This window comes from Streptomyces varsoviensis, from assembly GCF_000718635.1.
Classification (GTDB): Bacteria; Actinomycetota; Actinomycetes; order Streptomycetales; family Streptomycetaceae; genus Streptomyces; species Streptomyces varsoviensis.
This window is the reverse complement of record NZ_JOBF01000038.1, coordinates 26,234-42,165: the sequence shown is the minus strand read 5'-3', so window position 1 is coordinate 42,165 and position 15,932 is coordinate 26,234. Positions and strand designations below refer to the sequence as shown.

Below are 15,932 nucleotides of genomic sequence, written 5' to 3'. Positions count from 1 at the left end.
CAGCTTCGCCCGGGAAAACGCCACAATAAAATGCCGCCGATCCCACAACTGCCGCACATACTCCCCCAGCCCCGGCCGGGCACCACTCACCGCGAGACCGTACTTCTCGGCCAGGGCGGCGGCTGAGAGACCATCGTCGGGGGAAGGCTGGGCACTCATGGCGATCGCACTGTCGTGCGCTGTCTCGCTCACAGTTGACACTTTCGTCCTCAAGGTGCGCTGCCGGGGCCGCGCCCCGGATCGCGCCCGATGCTCTCAGACAAGAGCCTGTCAGATCACGGGAGGCCGGCCCAGTCGGGTCAGGCGCCAAACGGTACGCCACTTCATGGGGCGCCGAGGACCACAGGGGGTGGCCCAGCCCTCCTTGAAACCGCCGAGCCAGGCGCGCAGCGCGGGCATGGACGGGCGCCGGGCCAGGGTGAGCAGCAGCCAGACCCCGAGGTAGACGGGGACGAGCGGGGCGGGCAGGTTGCGGCGGGCCAGCCAGACCCGGTTGCGGGCCACCATGCGGTGGTAGACGGCGTGCCGGCTGGGGGCCGTGGTGGGGTGGTGCAGCACCAGGTCCGCGCGGTAGTCGATCATCCAGCCCGCGTCGAGGGCCCGCCAGGCGAGGTCGGTCTCCTCGTGCGCGTAGAAGAAGTCGTCCGGCAACCCGCCGACCTGGGCGAAGACGGCCGTACGGACGGCGTTGGCGCCGCCGAGGAAGGTGGTCACCCGCGAGGACCGCATGGGGTCGGCGGCGCGCAGCCGGGGGACGTGGCGGCGCTGGGTGATGCCGGTCTCGGGGTCGGCGATGCGGAAGCTGACGATGCCCAGCTCCGGGTCGGCGGCGAACGCCTCGCGGCACAGCCGGGCGGTGTCCTTGCCGGGCAGCAGTCCGTCGTCGTCGAGGAAGAGCAGGATGTCGACGTCCCGGCCGCCGGGGCCGAACGCCTCGATGCCGACGTTGCGGCCGGCCGGGATGCCCACGTTCTCGGGCAGCTCGACGGTCCGTATGGTCAGCCCGTCGACCTTCAGTTCGGGCAGCGGGGAGCCGTTGCCGACGACGACGACCTCGATCGCGTCGCCCTCCTGCTCGGCCACCGAGTGGAGCAGCGCGCGCAGTTCGTCGGGGCGGTTGCCCATGGTGAGGACGACCGCGCCGACGCGCGCGCCCGCGGCGCTCACTTGAGCCTGCTGGAGGCGAGGACGGACACGAGGTGCAGCAGGGTCTGCAGGAGCGCGATGCCGGCCATGACGGCGACGCCGAGCCGGGAGAAGAAGAGGTCGCCCCGGATGGAGTCCACGATCGCGAGGACGAGGATCAGCAGGGACGCCTCGATGCAGAGGATGAGCCGGTGGAACCTGAGCGCCCCGGCGGCGCGGCGGGCCAGTGCCATGCCGGAGGAGCGGGGCTCGGACGCGGCCTCCTTGACGGGCGGCAGCCCGCCCTGGTGGCGGGCGACGCCGACGAGGTCGGTCTCGGCCTTGATGAGGATGGCGCCGAGGGCGGCGAGGGTGCCGAGGAAGGCCCAGAGCCAGTCGATGCGGCCGCTGCCCCAGATGTCGGCGGCGCGCATGCCGAAGCCGACGAGTACGGCGGCGTCGCACAGGTAGGCGCCGACGCGGTCGAGGTAGACCCCGCCGAGCGAGAACTGCTTCTTCCAGCGGGCGACCTCGCCGTCGACGCAGTCGAGCAGGAGGTAGAGCTGGACCATCAGCACGCCGAGCACCGCGCCCCAGACGCCCGGCACCAGGAGGGCCGGGGCCGCGAGGGCGCCGCAGACGGTCATCAGGTAGGTGAGCTGGTTGGGCGTGACCCGCGTGTTCACCAGGTACCGGTCGCAGCGCAGCGAGATCTCCCGCATGTACATGCGCCCGGCCCAGTGCTCACCGCTGCGCCGGTCCTTCACGCCCGCGGGGTGAACGACCGGGCGGAGTTCAGCTACTGATGGCTTTTGCATAGTCGGCGTATGCGTCCCTGATCTGGTCGGTGGACAGGTCCAGGTGTTCCAGGATGGTGTAGCGCCCGGGGCGGGTCTGCGGTGCGTACTCGACGACCTTGACGAACTCCTCGACGCCGAAGCCGATGTCCTCGGGCAGCACCGGCAGGCCGTGCCGGCGGAGCACCTCGACCATGTGCGCGGACTCCTCGCGGGCGCCGCGCAGGTGCATCGCGAAGGCCGCTCCGATGCCGACCTGCTCGCCGTGGCTGGCGGCGCGCTTGGGGTGCAGGAGGTCGAAGGCGTGGTTGATCTCGTGGCAGGCGCCGGAGGCGGGGCGGCTGTCGCCGGCCACGGACATGGAGATGCCGGTGAGCACCAGGCCCTCGGCGAGCACGGTCAGGAAGCCGTCGTCGCCGACGCCGCCGGGGTGGCGCAGCACGGCCTCGCCGGCCTGCCGGGCCATGGCGGCGGCGAGCCCGTCGATGGCCTCGCCGGTCTCCCGGTTGGACAGCTCCCAGTCGGCGACGCAGGAGATGTTGGAGACCGCGTCGCCGATGCCGGAGCGGACGAAGCGGACCGGGGCCTCGCGGATGATGTCGAGGTCGATGACGACGGCGATGGGGTTCGGGACGCCGTACGAGCCGCGGCCCGCGTCGTTGTCGAGGGTGGCGACGGGCGAGCAGAGGCCGTCGTGCGAGAGGTTGGTGGCGACGGCGACCAGGGGCAGCCCGATGCGGGCGGCGGCGTACTTGGCGCAGTCGATGATCTTGCCGCCGCCGAGGCCGACGACGGCGTCGTAGCGGCCGGACTTCATGGCGTCGCCGAGCTTGATCGCGTCGTCGAGGGTGCCGCCGCCGACCTCGTACCAGTCCGCGCCCGGCAGGGCGGGCGCGAGCCGCTCGCGCAGCTTCGCGCCCGAGCCGCCGCTGATGGCGACGGCGAGCTTGCCGGAGCTGGAGATGCGCTGGTCGGCGAGGACGCCGGCGAGGTCGTTCAGGGCCCCGGCGCGGATGTCGACGACCAGCGGCGAGGGGATGAGCCTCGTCAGTACTGGCACGCGATCTCCCGGCCCTTCGCGAGGTCGTCGTGGTTGTCGATCTCGACCCACTTGAGGTCGCCGATGGGCGCGGTGTCGATGCGGAAGCCGCGGTTGATGAGCTCCTGGTAGCCGTCCTCGTAATAGAGGTCGGGGTCCTTCTCGAAGGTAGCCTTGAGGGCGTCGGCGAGCTCCTCGGCGGCCTCGGCCTCGATGAGGGTGACGCCGATGTACTCGCCGGTGGCGGCGGCGGGGTCCATGAGCTTGGTGATGCGCTGGGCGCCCTTGGCGGGGTCGACGACGACCTTCATCTCCTCGTCGGCCAGGTTCTTGACCGTGTCGAGGGCGAGGATGATCTTCTGGCCCCGGCCGCGGGCGTCCAGCAGGGTCCGCTCGACGGAGACGGGGTGCACGGTGTCGCCGTTGGCGAGGATCACGCCCTGCTTGATGACGTCACGGGCGCACCACAGGGAGTAGGCGTTGTTCCACTCCTCGGCCTTGTCGTTGTCGATGAGGGTGAGCTTGAGGCCGTACTTCGCCTCCAGCGCCGCCTTGCGCTCGTACACGGCCTCCTTGCGGTAGCCGACGACGATGGCGACCTCGCTCAGGCCGACCTCCGCGAAGTTGCCGAGGGTCAGGTCGAGGACCGTGATCGACTCCTCCGCCCCCTCGGGGCCCACCGGCACCAGGGCCTTGGGCAGGGTGTCGGTGTAGGGGCGCAGACGCCGTCCAGCGCCGGCTGCCAGCACGAGGCCGATCATGCGGGTTCTCCTGTTTCGTCGTGTACTGCGGGCGCCTTGGAGGACACCCAGAAGCGGATGCTCTCGCTGAGCACCGCGAGCGCGATGGCGGCCGCGAGGACCGTCAGCGCGATGGTGAGACCTTGACCGTGCCACAGGGCGGCGGCGGCCGTGACCACCAGGACCCGCCCCTCGTGTCCACCGGTCATCCGGACCAGCCAGTGCGGGGGCGCGCCGGTGCCGCCGCGGATGCGGTAGACCGTGTCGTAGTGATGGTAGGCGACCGCGGCCACCAGCCCGAACGCGGCGGGCAGCGCCCCGCTCGCCCCGGACTGGGCGGCGAGCAGCAGGATGATGCCGTACTCGGCGGCGCGGAAGAACGGGGGGACCAGCCAGTCCAGCGGGCCCTTCAGCGGCCGGGCGACGGCGCAGCCGGCGAAGACCGCGTAGACGACGGCCTGCGGCAGGGCCCGCCAGGTGCCGCCGTTGCCGGTGAAGACGGGGCCGACGAAGAGGCAGACGGCGGCCAGCAGGGCCCAGAACGGCGCGTTGTACGTGCCGGTGGGCAGGGTGCGGCCCAGCGTCCGTACGACGCCTTCGGCGAGCGGGCCGGAGTCGGCGAGGTCGGCGAGGGCCCGGGCGGCGCGGTCGGTGCGGCGGGCCTTGCGGGTCAGGGAGCGCAGCACGCGGCCCGCGGTGGTGTAGCAGGCGGCCAGCGCGCAGCCGATGAGCAGGACGTAGAAGACGATGCGCGGGGTGGTGAGCGCGGTCAGCACGGCGATCATGGCCCAGCGCTCGCCGATGGGCAGCACGATCATGCGGCGCAGCCAGACCGTCCAGCCGACGCTGTCGAGGCGGTCGGAGAGGGCGGCGGTGGGGCTGGTGTTGGCGCTGGCGTCGTGGTTGGCCTCGTTGAAGGAGAAGTCGACGACGTGCCGGCAGGTCTGGAGGACCATCGCGCCGAGCGCGAGCGCCCATACGTCATCGTGGCCGCCGCCGTGGGCCGCGCCGATGGCGAGCCCCGCGTAGTAGGCGTACTCCTTGGCGCGGTCGAAGGTCGCGTCGAGCCAGGCGCCGAGGGTGGAGTACTGGAGGGAGTAGCGGGCCAGTTGGCCGTCGGTGCAGTCGAGGACGAAGGAGGCGAGCAGCAGCACGCCGGCGGCGATGAAGCCGGGCCGGGTGCCGGTGGCCGCGCAGGCCGCGGCGATGAGCGCGGTGATCAGGGAGGCCGTGGTGACCTGATTGGGCGTCAGGCCGCGGCGGGCGCACCAGCGGGCGATGTACCGGGAGTACGGGCTGATGCAGTAGGTGGTGAAGAACCCGTCGCGGGACTTGACCGCGGTACGCAGCCGGACGGCCTCGTCGTCGACGGCCTCGACGTCGCCGCGGGCCGCGGAGCGCGCCTCGGGGCCGGTCGGGACGGCGGCGACCAGGATGCCGAGGTCGGGCCGGTGGACGGCGGTGCCCTCGGCGTCCAGGGCGGCGGCGATCTCGTCGGGCAGTACGGCCGCGGCTGCCCGCACCGTGGTGTGCGCGGCGCCGGGGGCGCTCTGCGCGGCCGTCGCGAGGGCGCGGGTCAGGGCGGCGCGCGCCTCGGGCCGCGCGGTGAGCGCCCCGGTGACGGCGGCGGCGGGGAAGCGGGGGTCGGTCAGGGCCAGGCGCAGGCTGTGTACGTGCCCGACGAAGCGGGCGTCGACCAGCGCCACGCGGTCCTGGGGCGGGAGCGCGGCGAGCGCCGTCGCGGCATCGGCGGCGTCGGCCGCCATACGCACGTCGAAGCCCAGCGACCGCAGGTCGTCCGGGAGGGACGAGCCGGCGACCGGGGGGCCGGTGAGAATGGCGGTGGACAGACGAACTCACTCCTCGGAAGCTGGCATGGCGGCCACGGGTCCACAGGCGTCCGGGCAGCGGGCTTGGTGCGCCTCGGCCCTGGCCGGGCGGGCGGCACGTCGGCAGAGGCTATCGGATCACCGGCGGACGCCGTTCACCGCACGTGCACCCCGGCTTCCCCCGACAGACAGGACGTCCGAGGGCGCTCACAAGTTCCGCCGGCGCGGGGCGAGCGCAGGCGACAGCATGGTCGATCACCGGCGCGCTGAACAAATGAGCGTGTCGCGGCGGTGTGGGTAGAGTGCCGACATGACATGGCTGATCACGGGTGGGGCGGGATATATCGGAGCGCATGTGGCGCGGGCCATGACGGCTGCCGGTGAGCGAGTGGTCGTCCTCGACGACTTCTCCAGCGGCATCGCCGCACGGCTGCCGGAGTCGGTCCCCGTGGTGCGGGGCCCGGTCGGCGACCGGGCGCTGCTGGACCGTACGCTCGCCGCCCACGAGGTGCGGGGCGTGGTGCACCTGGCGGCGAAGAAGCAGGTCGGGGAGTCCGTCGAGCGGCCGCTGCACTACTACCGGGAGAACATCGGCGGCCTGACGGAGCTGCTGGACGCGGTCGTCGCCGCCGGGGTGAGGAACGTCGTGTTCTCTTCGTCCGCCGCGGTCTACGGCATGCCGGACGTGGAGCTGGTCACCGAGGACGTCCCGTGCGCGCCGATGAGCCCGTACGGCGAGACGAAGCTGTCCGGCGAGTGGCTGGTACGGGCCGCGGGCGCGGCGCACGGCCTGGCGACGGCCTGTCTGCGGTACTTCAACGTGGCGGGCGCCGCGCGCCCGGAGCTGGCCGACACCGGGGTCTACAACATCATCCCGATGATGTTCGACCGGATCACGCGCGGCGAGGCCCCCCGGATCTTCGGCGACGACTATCCGACGCCGGACGGCACCTGCGTCCGCGACTACATCCACGTCGAGGACCTGGCCGAGGCGCACCTGGCGGCGGCCCGGGCGCTGACCGGGCGCGACGGCGGCGATCTGACGGTGAACGTGGGCACGGGCGAGGGGGTGTCCGTACGCGAGATGGCCGATCTGATCGGGGAGATCACCGGGCACCGGGGGCCCGAGCCGGTCGTCGAGGCGCGCCGCCCCGGCGATCCGGCGCGCGTCGTGGCATCGTGCGAACTGGCCGCGAAGGAGCTGGGGTTCGCCACCCGGCACGATGTGCGCTCGATGGTCGCCTCGGCCTGGGAGGGCTGGTGCCACCACCGTCCGCAGGCCCTGGAAGGCTGAGCACGATGGCCCATTTCCGCAGGTCAGGGTCTTGATCAGGGGGGCGCGGCGCCGCGTTGCCGGTGCCCCCCGCCTGTAGTTGGCTGGAACCCGGCCGGCCGCCGCCGGCCGAGCGGCGCCGACTCGGGAGGCTCCTCCATGGGCACAGGGCACGACCACGCGGGGCCGCCGTCCGCGGGCACCACGGCGACGGCGGCGGCCGCGTACCGGGGGCGGCTGCGGATCGCGCTCGGGATCACCTTCTCCGTGCTGGTCGCCGAGCTGGTCGGCAGCGCGCTGACCGGTTCGCTGGCGCTGCTGGCGGACGCGGGCCACATGGCGACGGACGCGATCGGGGTCTCGATGGCGCTGGTGGCGATCCATTTCGCGAACCGCCCGGCGAGCCCCCGGCGGACCTTCGGGTACGCGCGCGCCGAGATCCTGGCGGCGCTGCTGAACTGCCTGCTGCTGCTCGGCGTCGGCGGCTTCATCCTCTTCGAGGCGGTCGCGCGGCTGGCGGACCCGGCGGAGGTGCCGGGCGGCATGACGGTCGTCTTCGGCCTGGTCGGCATGGTGGCCAACGTGGTCTCACTGGCGCTGCTGGTGCGCGGCCAGCGGGAGAGCCTGAATGTCCGCGGGGCCTTCCTGGAGGTCCTCTCGGACGCGCTGGGCTCGCTGGCGGTGGTGGTCGCGGCCCTGGTGATCATGGCTACCGGGTGGGTGCGGGCCGACCCGGTGGCCTCCCTGGTGATCGGGCTGATGATCGTGCCGCGTACGGTCAAACTGCTCCGTGAGGCGCTCGACGTGCTCCTGGAGGCCGCGCCGAAGGATGTCGACATGGCCGCGGTCCGGGCGCATATCGAGGCCTTGCCCGGGGTGGAGGGCCTGCACGACCTGCATGTCTGGACCATTACGTCCGGGATGCCGGTGCTCTCCGCCCATGTGGTGGTGGACCGGGAGATCCTGGACGCCACGGGGCACGGAAAGATGCTGCACGACCTTCAGGGCTGCCTGGGCACCCACTTCGACGTGGAGCACTGCACGTTCCAGTTGGAGCCGAGCGGACATGCTGAGCACGAAGCGAGGCTCTGTCACTGACGCCGGTGCCGCGTACGGCAGACTTGATGGCCGAAGACCGACTACGAGGATGGTCCATGCCGATCACACCAGCCGAAGGCCGCGCGACGGACACCGCTGCGGTCCCCACCGCCCCGAACGGTGCCGCCACCGAACCGATCATGCTGGAGCTGGTCGACGAGCACGGCACGACCATCGGCACGGCGGAGAAGCTGTCCGCCCATATCGCCCCCGGCCGGCTGCACCGCGCCTTCTCGGTCTTCCTCTTCGACGACGCCGGGCGGCTCCTGCTGCAGCGCCGGGCGCTGGGCAAGTACCACTCCCCCGGCGTGTGGTCGAACACCTGCTGCGGCCACCCGTACCCCGGCGAGCCGCCCTTCGTCGCCGCCGCCCGCCGCACCGGCGAGGAGCTGGGCGTGGCGCCCGCGCTGATGCGCGAGGCGGGCACGGTCCGCTACAACCACCCGGACCCGGCGTCCGGCCTGGTGGAGCAGGAGTACAACCACCTCTTCGCGGGGCTGGTGCGGGACCCGCTGCGGCCGGACCCGGAGGAGATCGGCGAGACGGCGTTCGTCACGCCGGCCGAGCTGGACGCGCTGCGCGGGCGGGGCCCGTTCTCGGCGTGGTTCGGGACGGTGCTGGACGCGGCGCGGCCGACGATCAGGGAGATCACCGGGCCGGAGGCGGGCTGGTAGCGGAAGGCTTCGGGCCGCCGGCGGGCCGGGAGCGGGGAAGCACCTGGTCGCCGGCGGGCCGGTGGCCCGGGGTCACTGGGGCGAGGGGCAGCGGGGCGGCGGCCACCCGGCCGGCGCGGGCCGGCGGCCCGGGGTCACCGCTCCGGGGGCAGGTGGACGGCCGATGTCGTGGGCAGCGGCAGGGCGGCCCAGATCACCTTGCCGCCGCTCGCGGTGTGTTCCACGTCGCACTCGCCGCCCGCCTCGTACGTGACCGTCTTGACCAGCAGCAGGCCGCGGCCGCCGATCCGGTCCTCGTCGGCTTCGAGCGCCTTGGGCCGGTACGGGTGGTCGTCCTCGACGGCGACGCGCACCCATTTCGCCCCGATGGAGACCTCCACCGCGATCTCCGGCGAGAGCAGGGCCGCGTGCCGCACGGAGTTGGTGACCAGCTCGGAGACGATCAGCAGCAGGTTCTGGACCAGGTCGTCGGTGGCCGGTACGCGCTGGTGGTCGAGCAGGTCCCGGACGGCGTGCCGGGCCTGGGGCACCGAGGATTCGAGCGCGGGAGCGGTGAACCGCCACGACCCCTCGTACTCGATCGGACTCCGCGGCGGGGCGTGCCCCGGGTCGGGCGGGACGCTCCCGAGCATTTCCATGTCCGATACCCACCCATCGCCGTGGCTCGACCACACACACCGAGTGTTGAGAATGTGTTGGTCCGTACCCACCCGCTGAACACAAGTCAGCATCTATCGACGGGTTCTGCTCGATATCGTGGGCTTTGGTCAATCCGATGAGCGATCCCGACCGTCTGGTTTCCCATTCGAGGAGCGATCCGGACTATCAGATTCTGGGCCCGGTGCCCCTGCCACCGGCCCCGATCGGCTCTCCTTCCCCCTCCCCCGGTCCGGCCCCCGGACGCCCTCCTCCACGAGCCCCACGACGCGCCGCCCGCCCACGCCGATCGCGATCAGCCCGAGGCCGTCGAAGAGCAGCGCGAGGGAGAAGAAGGTGCCCAGCACGTACAGGCTGCTGTGCGGCCAGTCGGCCAGCACCAGGATGCCCAGCAGCAGCCCGAAGGCGCCCTGCACCAGCGTCCAGCCGAACTGCGGACCGCGCACCACCACGCTGCCCACCAGGCGGAACACGCCGCCGGTGAGGAAGAGCAGCGCGGCGAACATCGTCAGCGCCTCGGCCGAATCGCCCGGGTGCCGGATGACGACCACACCCGCGGCGATGTTCAGCGCCGCGACCACCACGCCGAGCCAGAAGAAGCTGCTGTCGCGGGACTGCACCGCGTGCGCCAGGCCCACCACGCCGCCGATCAGCAGCAGCCAGCCGAAGAGGAGCATCGAGGTGAGCGTCGCGACGCCGACGTAGACCAGGCCGACCAGCCCCGCCAGGGCCAGGATCGTGCCGAGCACCGCCAGCCAGCCGAAGCCGCGGCTGAGCTTGCGGCTCTCCTTGCGGCCGAGGTCCTTCTCGGGTATCCGGGGTGCGGCCATCAGCGCCTCCTCGCCCTGCCCCCTGTCTGCCCCGCCCCTGTCTCGGATCATAGGCTCGCTCCGGCCGGATAGCATCCGGCGCATGACGCCGGACCCCGACTCGCACCCTCCCCACCTGCACGATCCGCACCCGCGCCGCCCCTGTCCGCCCTGTCCGCATCTGCGCCTCGACACCGCGGACGGCATCGCCACCGTCACCCTCAGCAACCCCGCCAAGCGCAACGCCATGACCCCCGCCATGTGGCGCGAGCTGCCGCGCCTGCTGCGGCGGTGCGCCGCCGATACGGACGTACGGGCCCTGGTGCTGACCGGCGACGGGGACACCTTCTGCGCGGGCGCCGACATCAGCGCGCTCACCGAGGGCGACGAGGCGTCGAAGGGCCTGGCGGTGGCGGCGGAGGACGCCCTGGCCGGCTTCCCGAAACCGACGGTGGCGGCCGTCCGCGGCTACTGCGTGGGCGGCGGCTGCCAGCTCGCCGCCGCCTGCGACCTGCGCTTCGCGGCCGAGGAGGCGTTCTTCGGGGTCACCCCGGCGCGGCTCGGCATCGTCTATCCGCCCTCCTCCACCCAGCGCCTCGTCTCGCTCGTCGGCCCCTCGACGGCCAAGTACCTCCTCTTCTCCGCCGAGCTGATCGACGCCGGGCGGGCGCTGCGCACGGGTCTGGTGGACGAGGTCCTGCCGGGAGCGGAGCTCGGCAAGCGGGTGGCGGAATTCGCGCGCGTACTCGTGTCGCGCTCCCGGCTGACGCAGGCGGCGGCCAAGGAGTTCGCGGCGGGCCCCGCCGAGGCCGAGCGGGTCGCGTACTGGGCCCGGCAGGCGCGGGAGAGCGGGGAGGCCGCGGAGGGCGTCGCGGCGTTCCTGGAACGGCGCGAGCCCCGATTCGGGTGGGCGCCGGGGGACTGAGGGGGCGCGAGCGGGACGGGGCGGGAAAGCCTCGTTCACCGGCCGTTCCACGGCCGGGCGGGTTCGGCGGCGCGGGGCGGCGGAATACTGATGCCGTGACCGACCGGTTGGGCGACCGGCTCACGACGGCGCGGGACCACGGCTTCGTCGGCCGCCGCCAGGAGACCGCCGCCTTCCGCGCGCTGCTGACCGCCGGAGACGGCGCGGTGGTCCACGTACACGGCCCCGGCGGCATCGGGAAGACCGCGCTGCTGCACCACTTCGGCCGGCTCGGGCTGCGGGCGGGACGGCCCGTCCTCCAGCTCGACGCGCGGGATCCGCACCCCTACGGCGAGGAGGTGGCGGCGGCGCTGCCGCGCGACAGCGGCGCGCTGCTGCTGCTCGACAGCGTCGAGGCGCTGGCCCCGGACCCGTCCGCCCCGCACCGCGGCCCGCTGCCGAAGCTGCCCGCCGACACCCTCGTGGCCCTCGCCGCGCGCGACGCCCCGCCGCTGTCCTGGCGGCTCGACCCGGCCTGGCGGGGGCTGCTGCACCCCATGCCGCTCGGACCGCTCGACGCGGCGGACGGCGAGGAGCTGCTGCGCCGCCGCGGTGTGCCGGAGCGCGTACGGGCGGCGGCCCTCGCCTTCACGCGCGGCCACCCCCTGGCGCTCGCCCTGGTCGCCGACATCTGCGCGCAGGGCGCGGCCGTGGCATACCCCGCCGAGGCCCCCGAGGTCGTACGGGCACTCCTGGCCGGCCTGCTGGACGCGGCGCCGAGCGCGCTGCACCGGGCGGCGCTGGAGGCCGCCGCGCAGGTCCTCGTCACCACCGAACCGCTGCTCGCGGCGGTGCTGGAGGTGGCCGACGCCCGGCCGTACTTCGCGTGGCTGCGGGGGCTGTCGGCCATGGAGTACGGGCCGCGCGGCGTCCAACCGCACGATCTCGTACGGTCCGCCCTCGACGCGGAGCTGCGCCGCCGCCACCCGGAGCGGTGGCCGGCCCTGGCCCGCCGGGCCGGCGCGTACTACCAGCGGGTCTTCACGGCCGGGGACCGGACGCGGCAGCGCGGCGTACTGGCCGACTTCGCGTATCTGCACCGACGGAGCCCGGTGGTGGGGCCGCTGCTGCCGGCCGCGCCGGACGGGGCGGGCGAGGCGGCGGTACGGCTGGACCGGCTGACGGTCGTCCGCGCGGGAGAGGGCGGGGTGGTGCAGGCGTGCACGATCGCCGCGATCCATGAGGGGGCGCCCTCGGCACGGCTCGTACGGGCCTGGGCGGACCATCCGGCGTGCGAGACGTACACGGTGTGCGGGCCGGACGGGGTGGCGGCGGGCTTCTACACCCTGCTGGAACTGCCCGCCGGGCCGCTGCCGGACGCCCCCTCGGACCCCGCGGTGACGGCCGCCCGGGGGTGGCTGGCGGGGCGGCTGCGGGGCGAGGAGACGGCGCTGCTGGTGCGGTTCTGGATGAGCCGCGACGACTACCAGGACGTCTCGCCCGCACAGAAACTGATCATGCTGCGGCTGACCCGCCACTACCTCACCGGCCGCCATCTGACCGGGCACCGGCCCGCCGTGACGCTGCTCCCCTTCGCCGACCCGGAGTTCTGGGGTCCGGGCTGCGCGTACACCGACTTCGCCCGCCTGCCGGCCGCGGACTTCCGCTGCGGCGGGCGCGCCTACGGCGTGTTCGTCCACGACTGGCGGCGCACGCCGCCGCTCGCCTGGCTGGAACTCCTCATGGAGCGGGACCGGGCCGCGGACCCCCTGTCCGTCCCGGCCCCCCGCCCGCCGAAGCCGCTGCGGGTGCTGGCCCGGGACGAGTTCGCCGACGCCGTACGCGACGCCCTCCGCCGCCTCGCCCGCCCGGCCGCCCTCCGCGACTCGCCCCTGCTCGCCGCCCGGCTGGTCGCCGCCCGCTGCGACGAGACGGCGGACGCCGGGACGCGGGCCGCGGCCCTGCGGGACGCCATCGAGGAGGCGGCGGCTGAGCTGTCGGCCTCGGCTGCGGACCGGCGCGCGTTCCGGGCGCTGCACCATACGTATCTGCGCCCGGCGGGCTCCCCCGCGCGTACGGCGGAACTGCTCGGCCTGCCGATGGCGGCATACCGCGGGCAACTCGCTTGGGGTGTGGGGAGGTTGACGGACCTGTTGTGGCGTCAGGAGTTGGCCGCAGCGGAGGAGTGACGGCCCCTGGGGGCAGTCCCCCCGAGGGGGCGCCGCCGCACCAGCGAACCGTCAGGCCGCGGGCCGGAGTTCGGCCACGATGTCGGCCGGGGCCTTCTGCGGGGAGCCCGCGTCGTACGGGGGCTGGGGGTCGTACTCGATGAGGAGCTGGATGGACTGGGCCACCCGGTCCCCGCCGATGCGGCCCGCGAGGGTGAGGCCCATGTCGATGCCGGAGGAGACGCCGGCGGCGGTGACGTACTTGCCGTCGGTGACGACGCGGTCGCCGGTGGCCTGGACGCCGTAGGAGGCGAGGACGTCCAGTTCGTGCCAGTGGGTGGTGGCGCGGCGGCCGGTGAGGAGGCCGGCCTCGGCGAGGATGAGGGAGCCGGTGCACACGGAGGTCGTCCAGGTGCTGGTGGCGTCGGCGGCTCGGAGCCAGTCCCGGACGGCCGCGGACTCGCGGGGCCCGCTCGTGTCGGGCGCGCCGGGCACCACGATGAGATCCGGCGTCGGCACGTCGCCGAGGGCCGCGTCGGCGAACAGACCGAGGCTGCCCTTCTCGTTGCGTACCAGGCCGGGGCGGTCCGCGACGAAGACGGGCCGCGCGTCCGGCAGGCGGCTGAGCGTCTCGTACGGCCCGATGGCGTCGAGGGCGGTGACGCCTTCGTACAGGAGGATGGCGATCTGCATGTCTCTCGTCCCTTTCTCCGAGGGGGGGTTTCAGGCGGTCGGCGAGGGGCTGAAGCGGCGGCGGTACTCGGCGGGCGACGCGCCCAGGTTTCGCAGGAAGGCGCGGCGCATCGCCTCCGGGGTGCCGTAGCCGCAGGCGCGGGAGATCTCCTCGACGCCGTCGGCGGTGTCCTCCAGCAGGCGGCGCGCGGCCTCCAGGCGTACCTGGTCGACGTAGCGGCCGGGCGCCACGCCGACCTCGGTCTGGAAGGCACGGGCGAAGTGCCGGGGCGAGAGGTTCGCGCGCCGGGCGAGCGCCTCGACGGACAGGTCCGCGTCGGGGCGCTCCGTGATCCACTGCTGTACGTCCCGCAGCGGCCGGCGCCGCGCCGTCTGGGCGGCGAGCTGGGCGCTGAACTGCGTCTGGTTGCCGGGCCTGCGCAGGAAGACGACGAGGTCGCGGGCGACGGCGAGCGCGGCGTCCCGGCCTAGGTCCTCCTCGACCAGGGCGAGCGCGAGATCGATGCCCGAGGTGATGCCGGCGGACGTGGCGACGTTGCCGTCGCGCACGAAGATCGGCTCCGGGTCCACCCGGACCGCCGGGAACCGTTCGGCGAGCGCCGCGCACTGGGCCCAGTGCGTGGTGGCCCGGCGGCCGTCGAGGAGCCCGGCCTCGGCGAGCAGCAGCGCGCCGGTGCACACGGAGACGATCCGGTCGGCGGCCGGGGCGCGGCGGCGCAGCCACTCCACGAGCCCGGGCTCCGGGGCGCGCGTCCCCTGGCCGCCCGGCACGACGAGGGTGTTCGGGGTACGGACGCCCTCCAGTGCGGTGTCCGGGGTGAGGGTGAGGCCGCTGGAGGTCCGTACGGGTGCGCCGTCGAGGGAAGCGGTGCGGACGCGGTAGGCGTCGGGCCGGTCCGCGCGCTTCGAGGCCCCGGCGAAGACCTCCAGGGGCCCGGTCACATCGAGGCTCTGCACGCCGTCGAAGAGGACGAAGAGCACGTTGTGCTGTGGCGTCATGGGAACCATGCTGCGCGGGCCGCTCCATGGCCGCAATGACGGATTCCCCACCCTTTCGGCCATCCGCTTCTCTCTGGCGGTCCTCTGGGGCGGCCCGGCCCTCGGCAGGCGTCGCCGGGGCCGCCCGACGGCCGTCTACAGCGTGATCACGATCTTCCCGTGCACATGCCGCTCGGCCTGCGTGGTCACGGCCTCGTGAATGCGGTCGACGGGGAAGGTCGCCGCGATCGGCACCGTGATCTCGCCGGAGTGGACCGCGTCGGCGATCCGCTCCATGCTGCCCGGCTCCGCCTCGACGGCGCCCGTCTTGCGCACGCCGGGCGGCGGGGCGGGGCCGTCGGCCACGACGGAGATCCGCTCGGGCGCCACGCCGAGCTTGAGCGCGGTCTCGGCCGCCTCCCTCCCGAACAGGTCGGCCGCGGCGGTGATCCCCTCGGGGGCCAGGTCCCGTACCCGGTCCGCCAGGCCGGGGCCGTACGCCACGGGTTCGGCGCCGAGCCCGCGCAGGAAATCGAACGTGCCCTCGGAGGCGGTGCCGAGCACCCGGGCGCCCGCGCGCTTCGCCAACTGCACGGCGAAGATGCCCACGCCGCCGGCCGCCCCGCCGATCAGGACGGTGTCCCCGGCGCGGAGCCCGATCGCGGCGAGCGCGGCGGCGGCCGTGAGACTGGCGACCGGAAGCGTGCCCGCCACCTCGTCGGCGATCCCCTCCGGGGTGTGCCACAGGTCTGCGGCGGGCGTCTTGACCAGCACGAACTCGGCGACGGACCGGCCGATCGCGGCCCCGTACACCCGGTCGCCGACCGCGAACCCCGTGGCTTCGGGGCCCACCTCGTCCACCACTCCGGCGAAGTCGCTGCCGAACCCGGCGGGCAGGGTGATGCCGAACCGCGCCGCCATGTCGGGCTGCGTGGTGATCTGCCAATCCATCGGGTTCAGCCCGGCGGCGGCGACTCGGACGCGCACCCCGTCCGGTGCCGCGTGCGGCTCGGGTATCTCCCGCACTTCGAGTACCTCGGGACCGCCGAATCGCTCATAACGGACAGCTTTACTCATCGTGACCTCTCCTGGCCGGTGATGGGACTTGGTCTCATGGACCCTACACCAGCGATGGGACCGAGTCCCGT

15 protein-coding genes and 1 pseudogene are annotated in these 15,932 nt (G+C 73.7%); 5 read left to right on the top strand and 11 right to left on the bottom strand.

The genetic code is table 11. The features are described from left to right. From IF55_RS37970 to IF55_RS34100, 6 genes and pseudogenes are all read right to left on the bottom strand, one after another. Window positions 1–192, bottom strand: a pseudogene (locus IF55_RS37970) (ABC transporter permease); the annotation flags it as partial. Between the two features lie 78 nt (window positions 193–270). Further along, window positions 271–1,125, bottom strand: a complete 855-nt coding sequence (locus tag IF55_RS34120) for a glycosyltransferase family 2 protein (protein WP_048833012.1) — start codon at window positions 1,123–1,125, stop codon at window positions 271–273. 38 nt (window positions 1,126–1,163) lie between these two features. Beyond that, window positions 1,164–1,943 carry a CDP-alcohol phosphatidyltransferase family protein gene (locus IF55_RS34115; protein WP_078645732.1) on the bottom strand — a complete coding sequence of 260 codons (780 nt, stop codon included), beginning with the start codon at window positions 1,941–1,943 and terminating at the stop codon, window positions 1,164–1,166. After that, the gene (locus IF55_RS34110; protein ID WP_030891698.1) at window positions 1,921–2,982 is read right to left on the bottom strand and encodes an iron-containing alcohol dehydrogenase family protein; all 1,062 of its coding nucleotides are present in this window, start codon (window positions 2,980–2,982) and stop codon (window positions 1,921–1,923) included. Before IF55_RS34110 ends, IF55_RS34115 begins: the two co-directional genes overlap by 23 nt. Next, window positions 2,970–3,722: a phosphocholine cytidylyltransferase family protein gene (locus IF55_RS34105; protein WP_030891695.1), complete on the bottom strand. Its 753-nt coding sequence runs from the start codon at window positions 3,720–3,722 to the stop codon at window positions 2,970–2,972. The genes IF55_RS34110 and IF55_RS34105 overlap by 13 nt, the downstream gene beginning before the upstream one ends. After that, a complete protein-coding gene (locus IF55_RS34100; protein WP_030891692.1) occupies window positions 3,719–5,551 on the bottom strand; it encodes a DUF5941 domain-containing protein in 1,833 nt (610 codons plus the stop codon). The genes IF55_RS34105 and IF55_RS34100 overlap by 4 nt, the downstream gene beginning before the upstream one ends. Window positions 5,552–5,840: 289 nt before the next feature. Between IF55_RS34100 and galE the strand changes: the two genes are divergently transcribed. The 3 genes from galE to idi all read left to right on the top strand — a co-directional run bounded on the left by galE (window position 5,841) and on the right by idi (window position 8,575). Further along, entirely contained in the window at window positions 5,841–6,824 is a 984-nt protein-coding gene (gene galE / locus IF55_RS34095; RefSeq protein ID WP_030891690.1) for a UDP-glucose 4-epimerase GalE, read from the top strand. Window positions 6,825–6,962: 138 nt separating this feature from the next. Then, window positions 6,963–7,901, top strand: a complete 939-nt coding sequence (locus tag IF55_RS34090; protein ID WP_030891686.1) for a cation diffusion facilitator family transporter — start codon at window positions 6,963–6,965, stop codon at window positions 7,899–7,901. A 56-nt stretch (window positions 7,902–7,957) separates the two neighbouring features. Next, window positions 7,958–8,575, top strand: coding sequence for an isopentenyl-diphosphate Delta-isomerase (gene idi / locus IF55_RS34085; RefSeq protein ID WP_030891684.1), 618 nt, complete (start codon window positions 7,958–7,960; stop codon window positions 8,573–8,575). 134 nt (window positions 8,576–8,709) lie between these two features. Here idi and IF55_RS34080 read toward each other — a convergent pair whose 3' ends face one another. Beyond that, the gene (locus tag IF55_RS34080; protein ID WP_030891681.1) at window positions 8,710–9,213 is read right to left on the bottom strand and encodes an ATP-binding protein; all 504 of its coding nucleotides are present in this window, start codon (window positions 9,211–9,213) and stop codon (window positions 8,710–8,712) included. A 129-nt stretch (window positions 9,214–9,342) separates the two neighbouring features. After that, entirely contained in the window at window positions 9,343–10,062 is a 720-nt protein-coding gene (locus tag IF55_RS34075; RefSeq protein WP_048833007.1) for an HdeD family acid-resistance protein, read from the bottom strand. Between the two features lie 82 nt (window positions 10,063–10,144). Between IF55_RS34075 and IF55_RS34070 the strand changes: the two genes are divergently transcribed. After that, the gene (locus tag IF55_RS34070; protein WP_078645730.1) at window positions 10,145–10,966 is read left to right on the top strand and encodes an enoyl-CoA hydratase/isomerase family protein; all 822 of its coding nucleotides are present in this window, start codon (window positions 10,145–10,147) and stop codon (window positions 10,964–10,966) included. A gap of 95 nt (window positions 10,967–11,061) precedes the next feature. After that, window positions 11,062–13,134, top strand: coding sequence for an ATP-binding protein (locus IF55_RS34065; protein WP_030891672.1), 2,073 nt, complete (start codon window positions 11,062–11,064; stop codon window positions 13,132–13,134). A 51-nt stretch (window positions 13,135–13,185) separates the two neighbouring features. Here IF55_RS34065 and IF55_RS34060 read toward each other — a convergent pair whose 3' ends face one another. From IF55_RS34060 to IF55_RS34050, 3 genes are all read right to left on the bottom strand, one after another. Further along, on the bottom strand, window positions 13,186–13,806 hold the full coding sequence (locus IF55_RS34060) for a DJ-1/PfpI family protein (RefSeq protein WP_030891669.1): 621 nt from the start codon (window positions 13,804–13,806) through the stop codon (window positions 13,186–13,188). Window positions 13,807–13,836: 30 nt separating this feature from the next. After that, window positions 13,837–14,805, bottom strand: coding sequence for a GlxA family transcriptional regulator (locus tag IF55_RS34055; RefSeq protein WP_030891665.1), 969 nt, complete (start codon window positions 14,803–14,805; stop codon window positions 13,837–13,839). 135 nt (window positions 14,806–14,940) lie between these two features. Then, window positions 14,941–15,861 (bottom strand): NADP-dependent oxidoreductase, encoded by a 921-nt coding sequence (locus IF55_RS34050; protein ID WP_030891663.1) that lies wholly within the window; start codon window positions 15,859–15,861, stop codon window positions 14,941–14,943. Window positions 15,862–15,932 lie beyond the last annotated feature (71 nt).

Bases quoted from the DNA above. Each gene is read 5' to 3' on its own strand.
- IF55_RS34120 (WP_048833012.1), bottom strand. From the start codon at position 1,125: ATGGGCAACCGCCCCGACGAACTGCGCGCGCTGCTCCACTCGGTGGCC.
- IF55_RS34115 (WP_078645732.1), bottom strand. From the start codon at position 1,943: ATGCAAAAGCCATCAGTAGCTGAACTCCGCCCGGTCGTTCACCCCGCG.
- IF55_RS34105 (WP_030891695.1), bottom strand. From the start codon at position 3,722: ATGATCGGCCTCGTGCTGGCAGCCGGCGCTGGACGGCGTCTGCGCCCC.
- galE (WP_030891690.1), top strand. From the start codon at position 5,841: ATGACATGGCTGATCACGGGTGGGGCGGGATATATCGGAGCGCATGTG.
- IF55_RS34090 (WP_030891686.1), top strand. From the start codon at position 6,963: ATGGGCACAGGGCACGACCACGCGGGGCCGCCGTCCGCGGGCACCACG.
- idi (WP_030891684.1), top strand. From the start codon at position 7,958: ATGCCGATCACACCAGCCGAAGGCCGCGCGACGGACACCGCTGCGGTC.
- IF55_RS34080 (WP_030891681.1), bottom strand. From the start codon at position 9,213: ATGGAAATGCTCGGGAGCGTCCCGCCCGACCCGGGGCACGCCCCGCCG.
- IF55_RS34075 (WP_048833007.1), bottom strand. From the start codon at position 10,062: ATGGCCGCACCCCGGATACCCGAGAAGGACCTCGGCCGCAAGGAGAGC.
- IF55_RS34070 (WP_078645730.1), top strand. From the start codon at position 10,145: ATGACGCCGGACCCCGACTCGCACCCTCCCCACCTGCACGATCCGCAC.
- IF55_RS34060 (WP_030891669.1), bottom strand. From the start codon at position 13,806: ATGCAGATCGCCATCCTCCTGTACGAAGGCGTCACCGCCCTCGACGCC.
- IF55_RS34055 (WP_030891665.1), bottom strand. From the start codon at position 14,805: ATGACGCCACAGCACAACGTGCTCTTCGTCCTCTTCGACGGCGTGCAG.
- IF55_RS34050 (WP_030891663.1), bottom strand. From the start codon at position 15,861: ATGAGTAAAGCTGTCCGTTATGAGCGATTCGGCGGTCCCGAGGTACTC.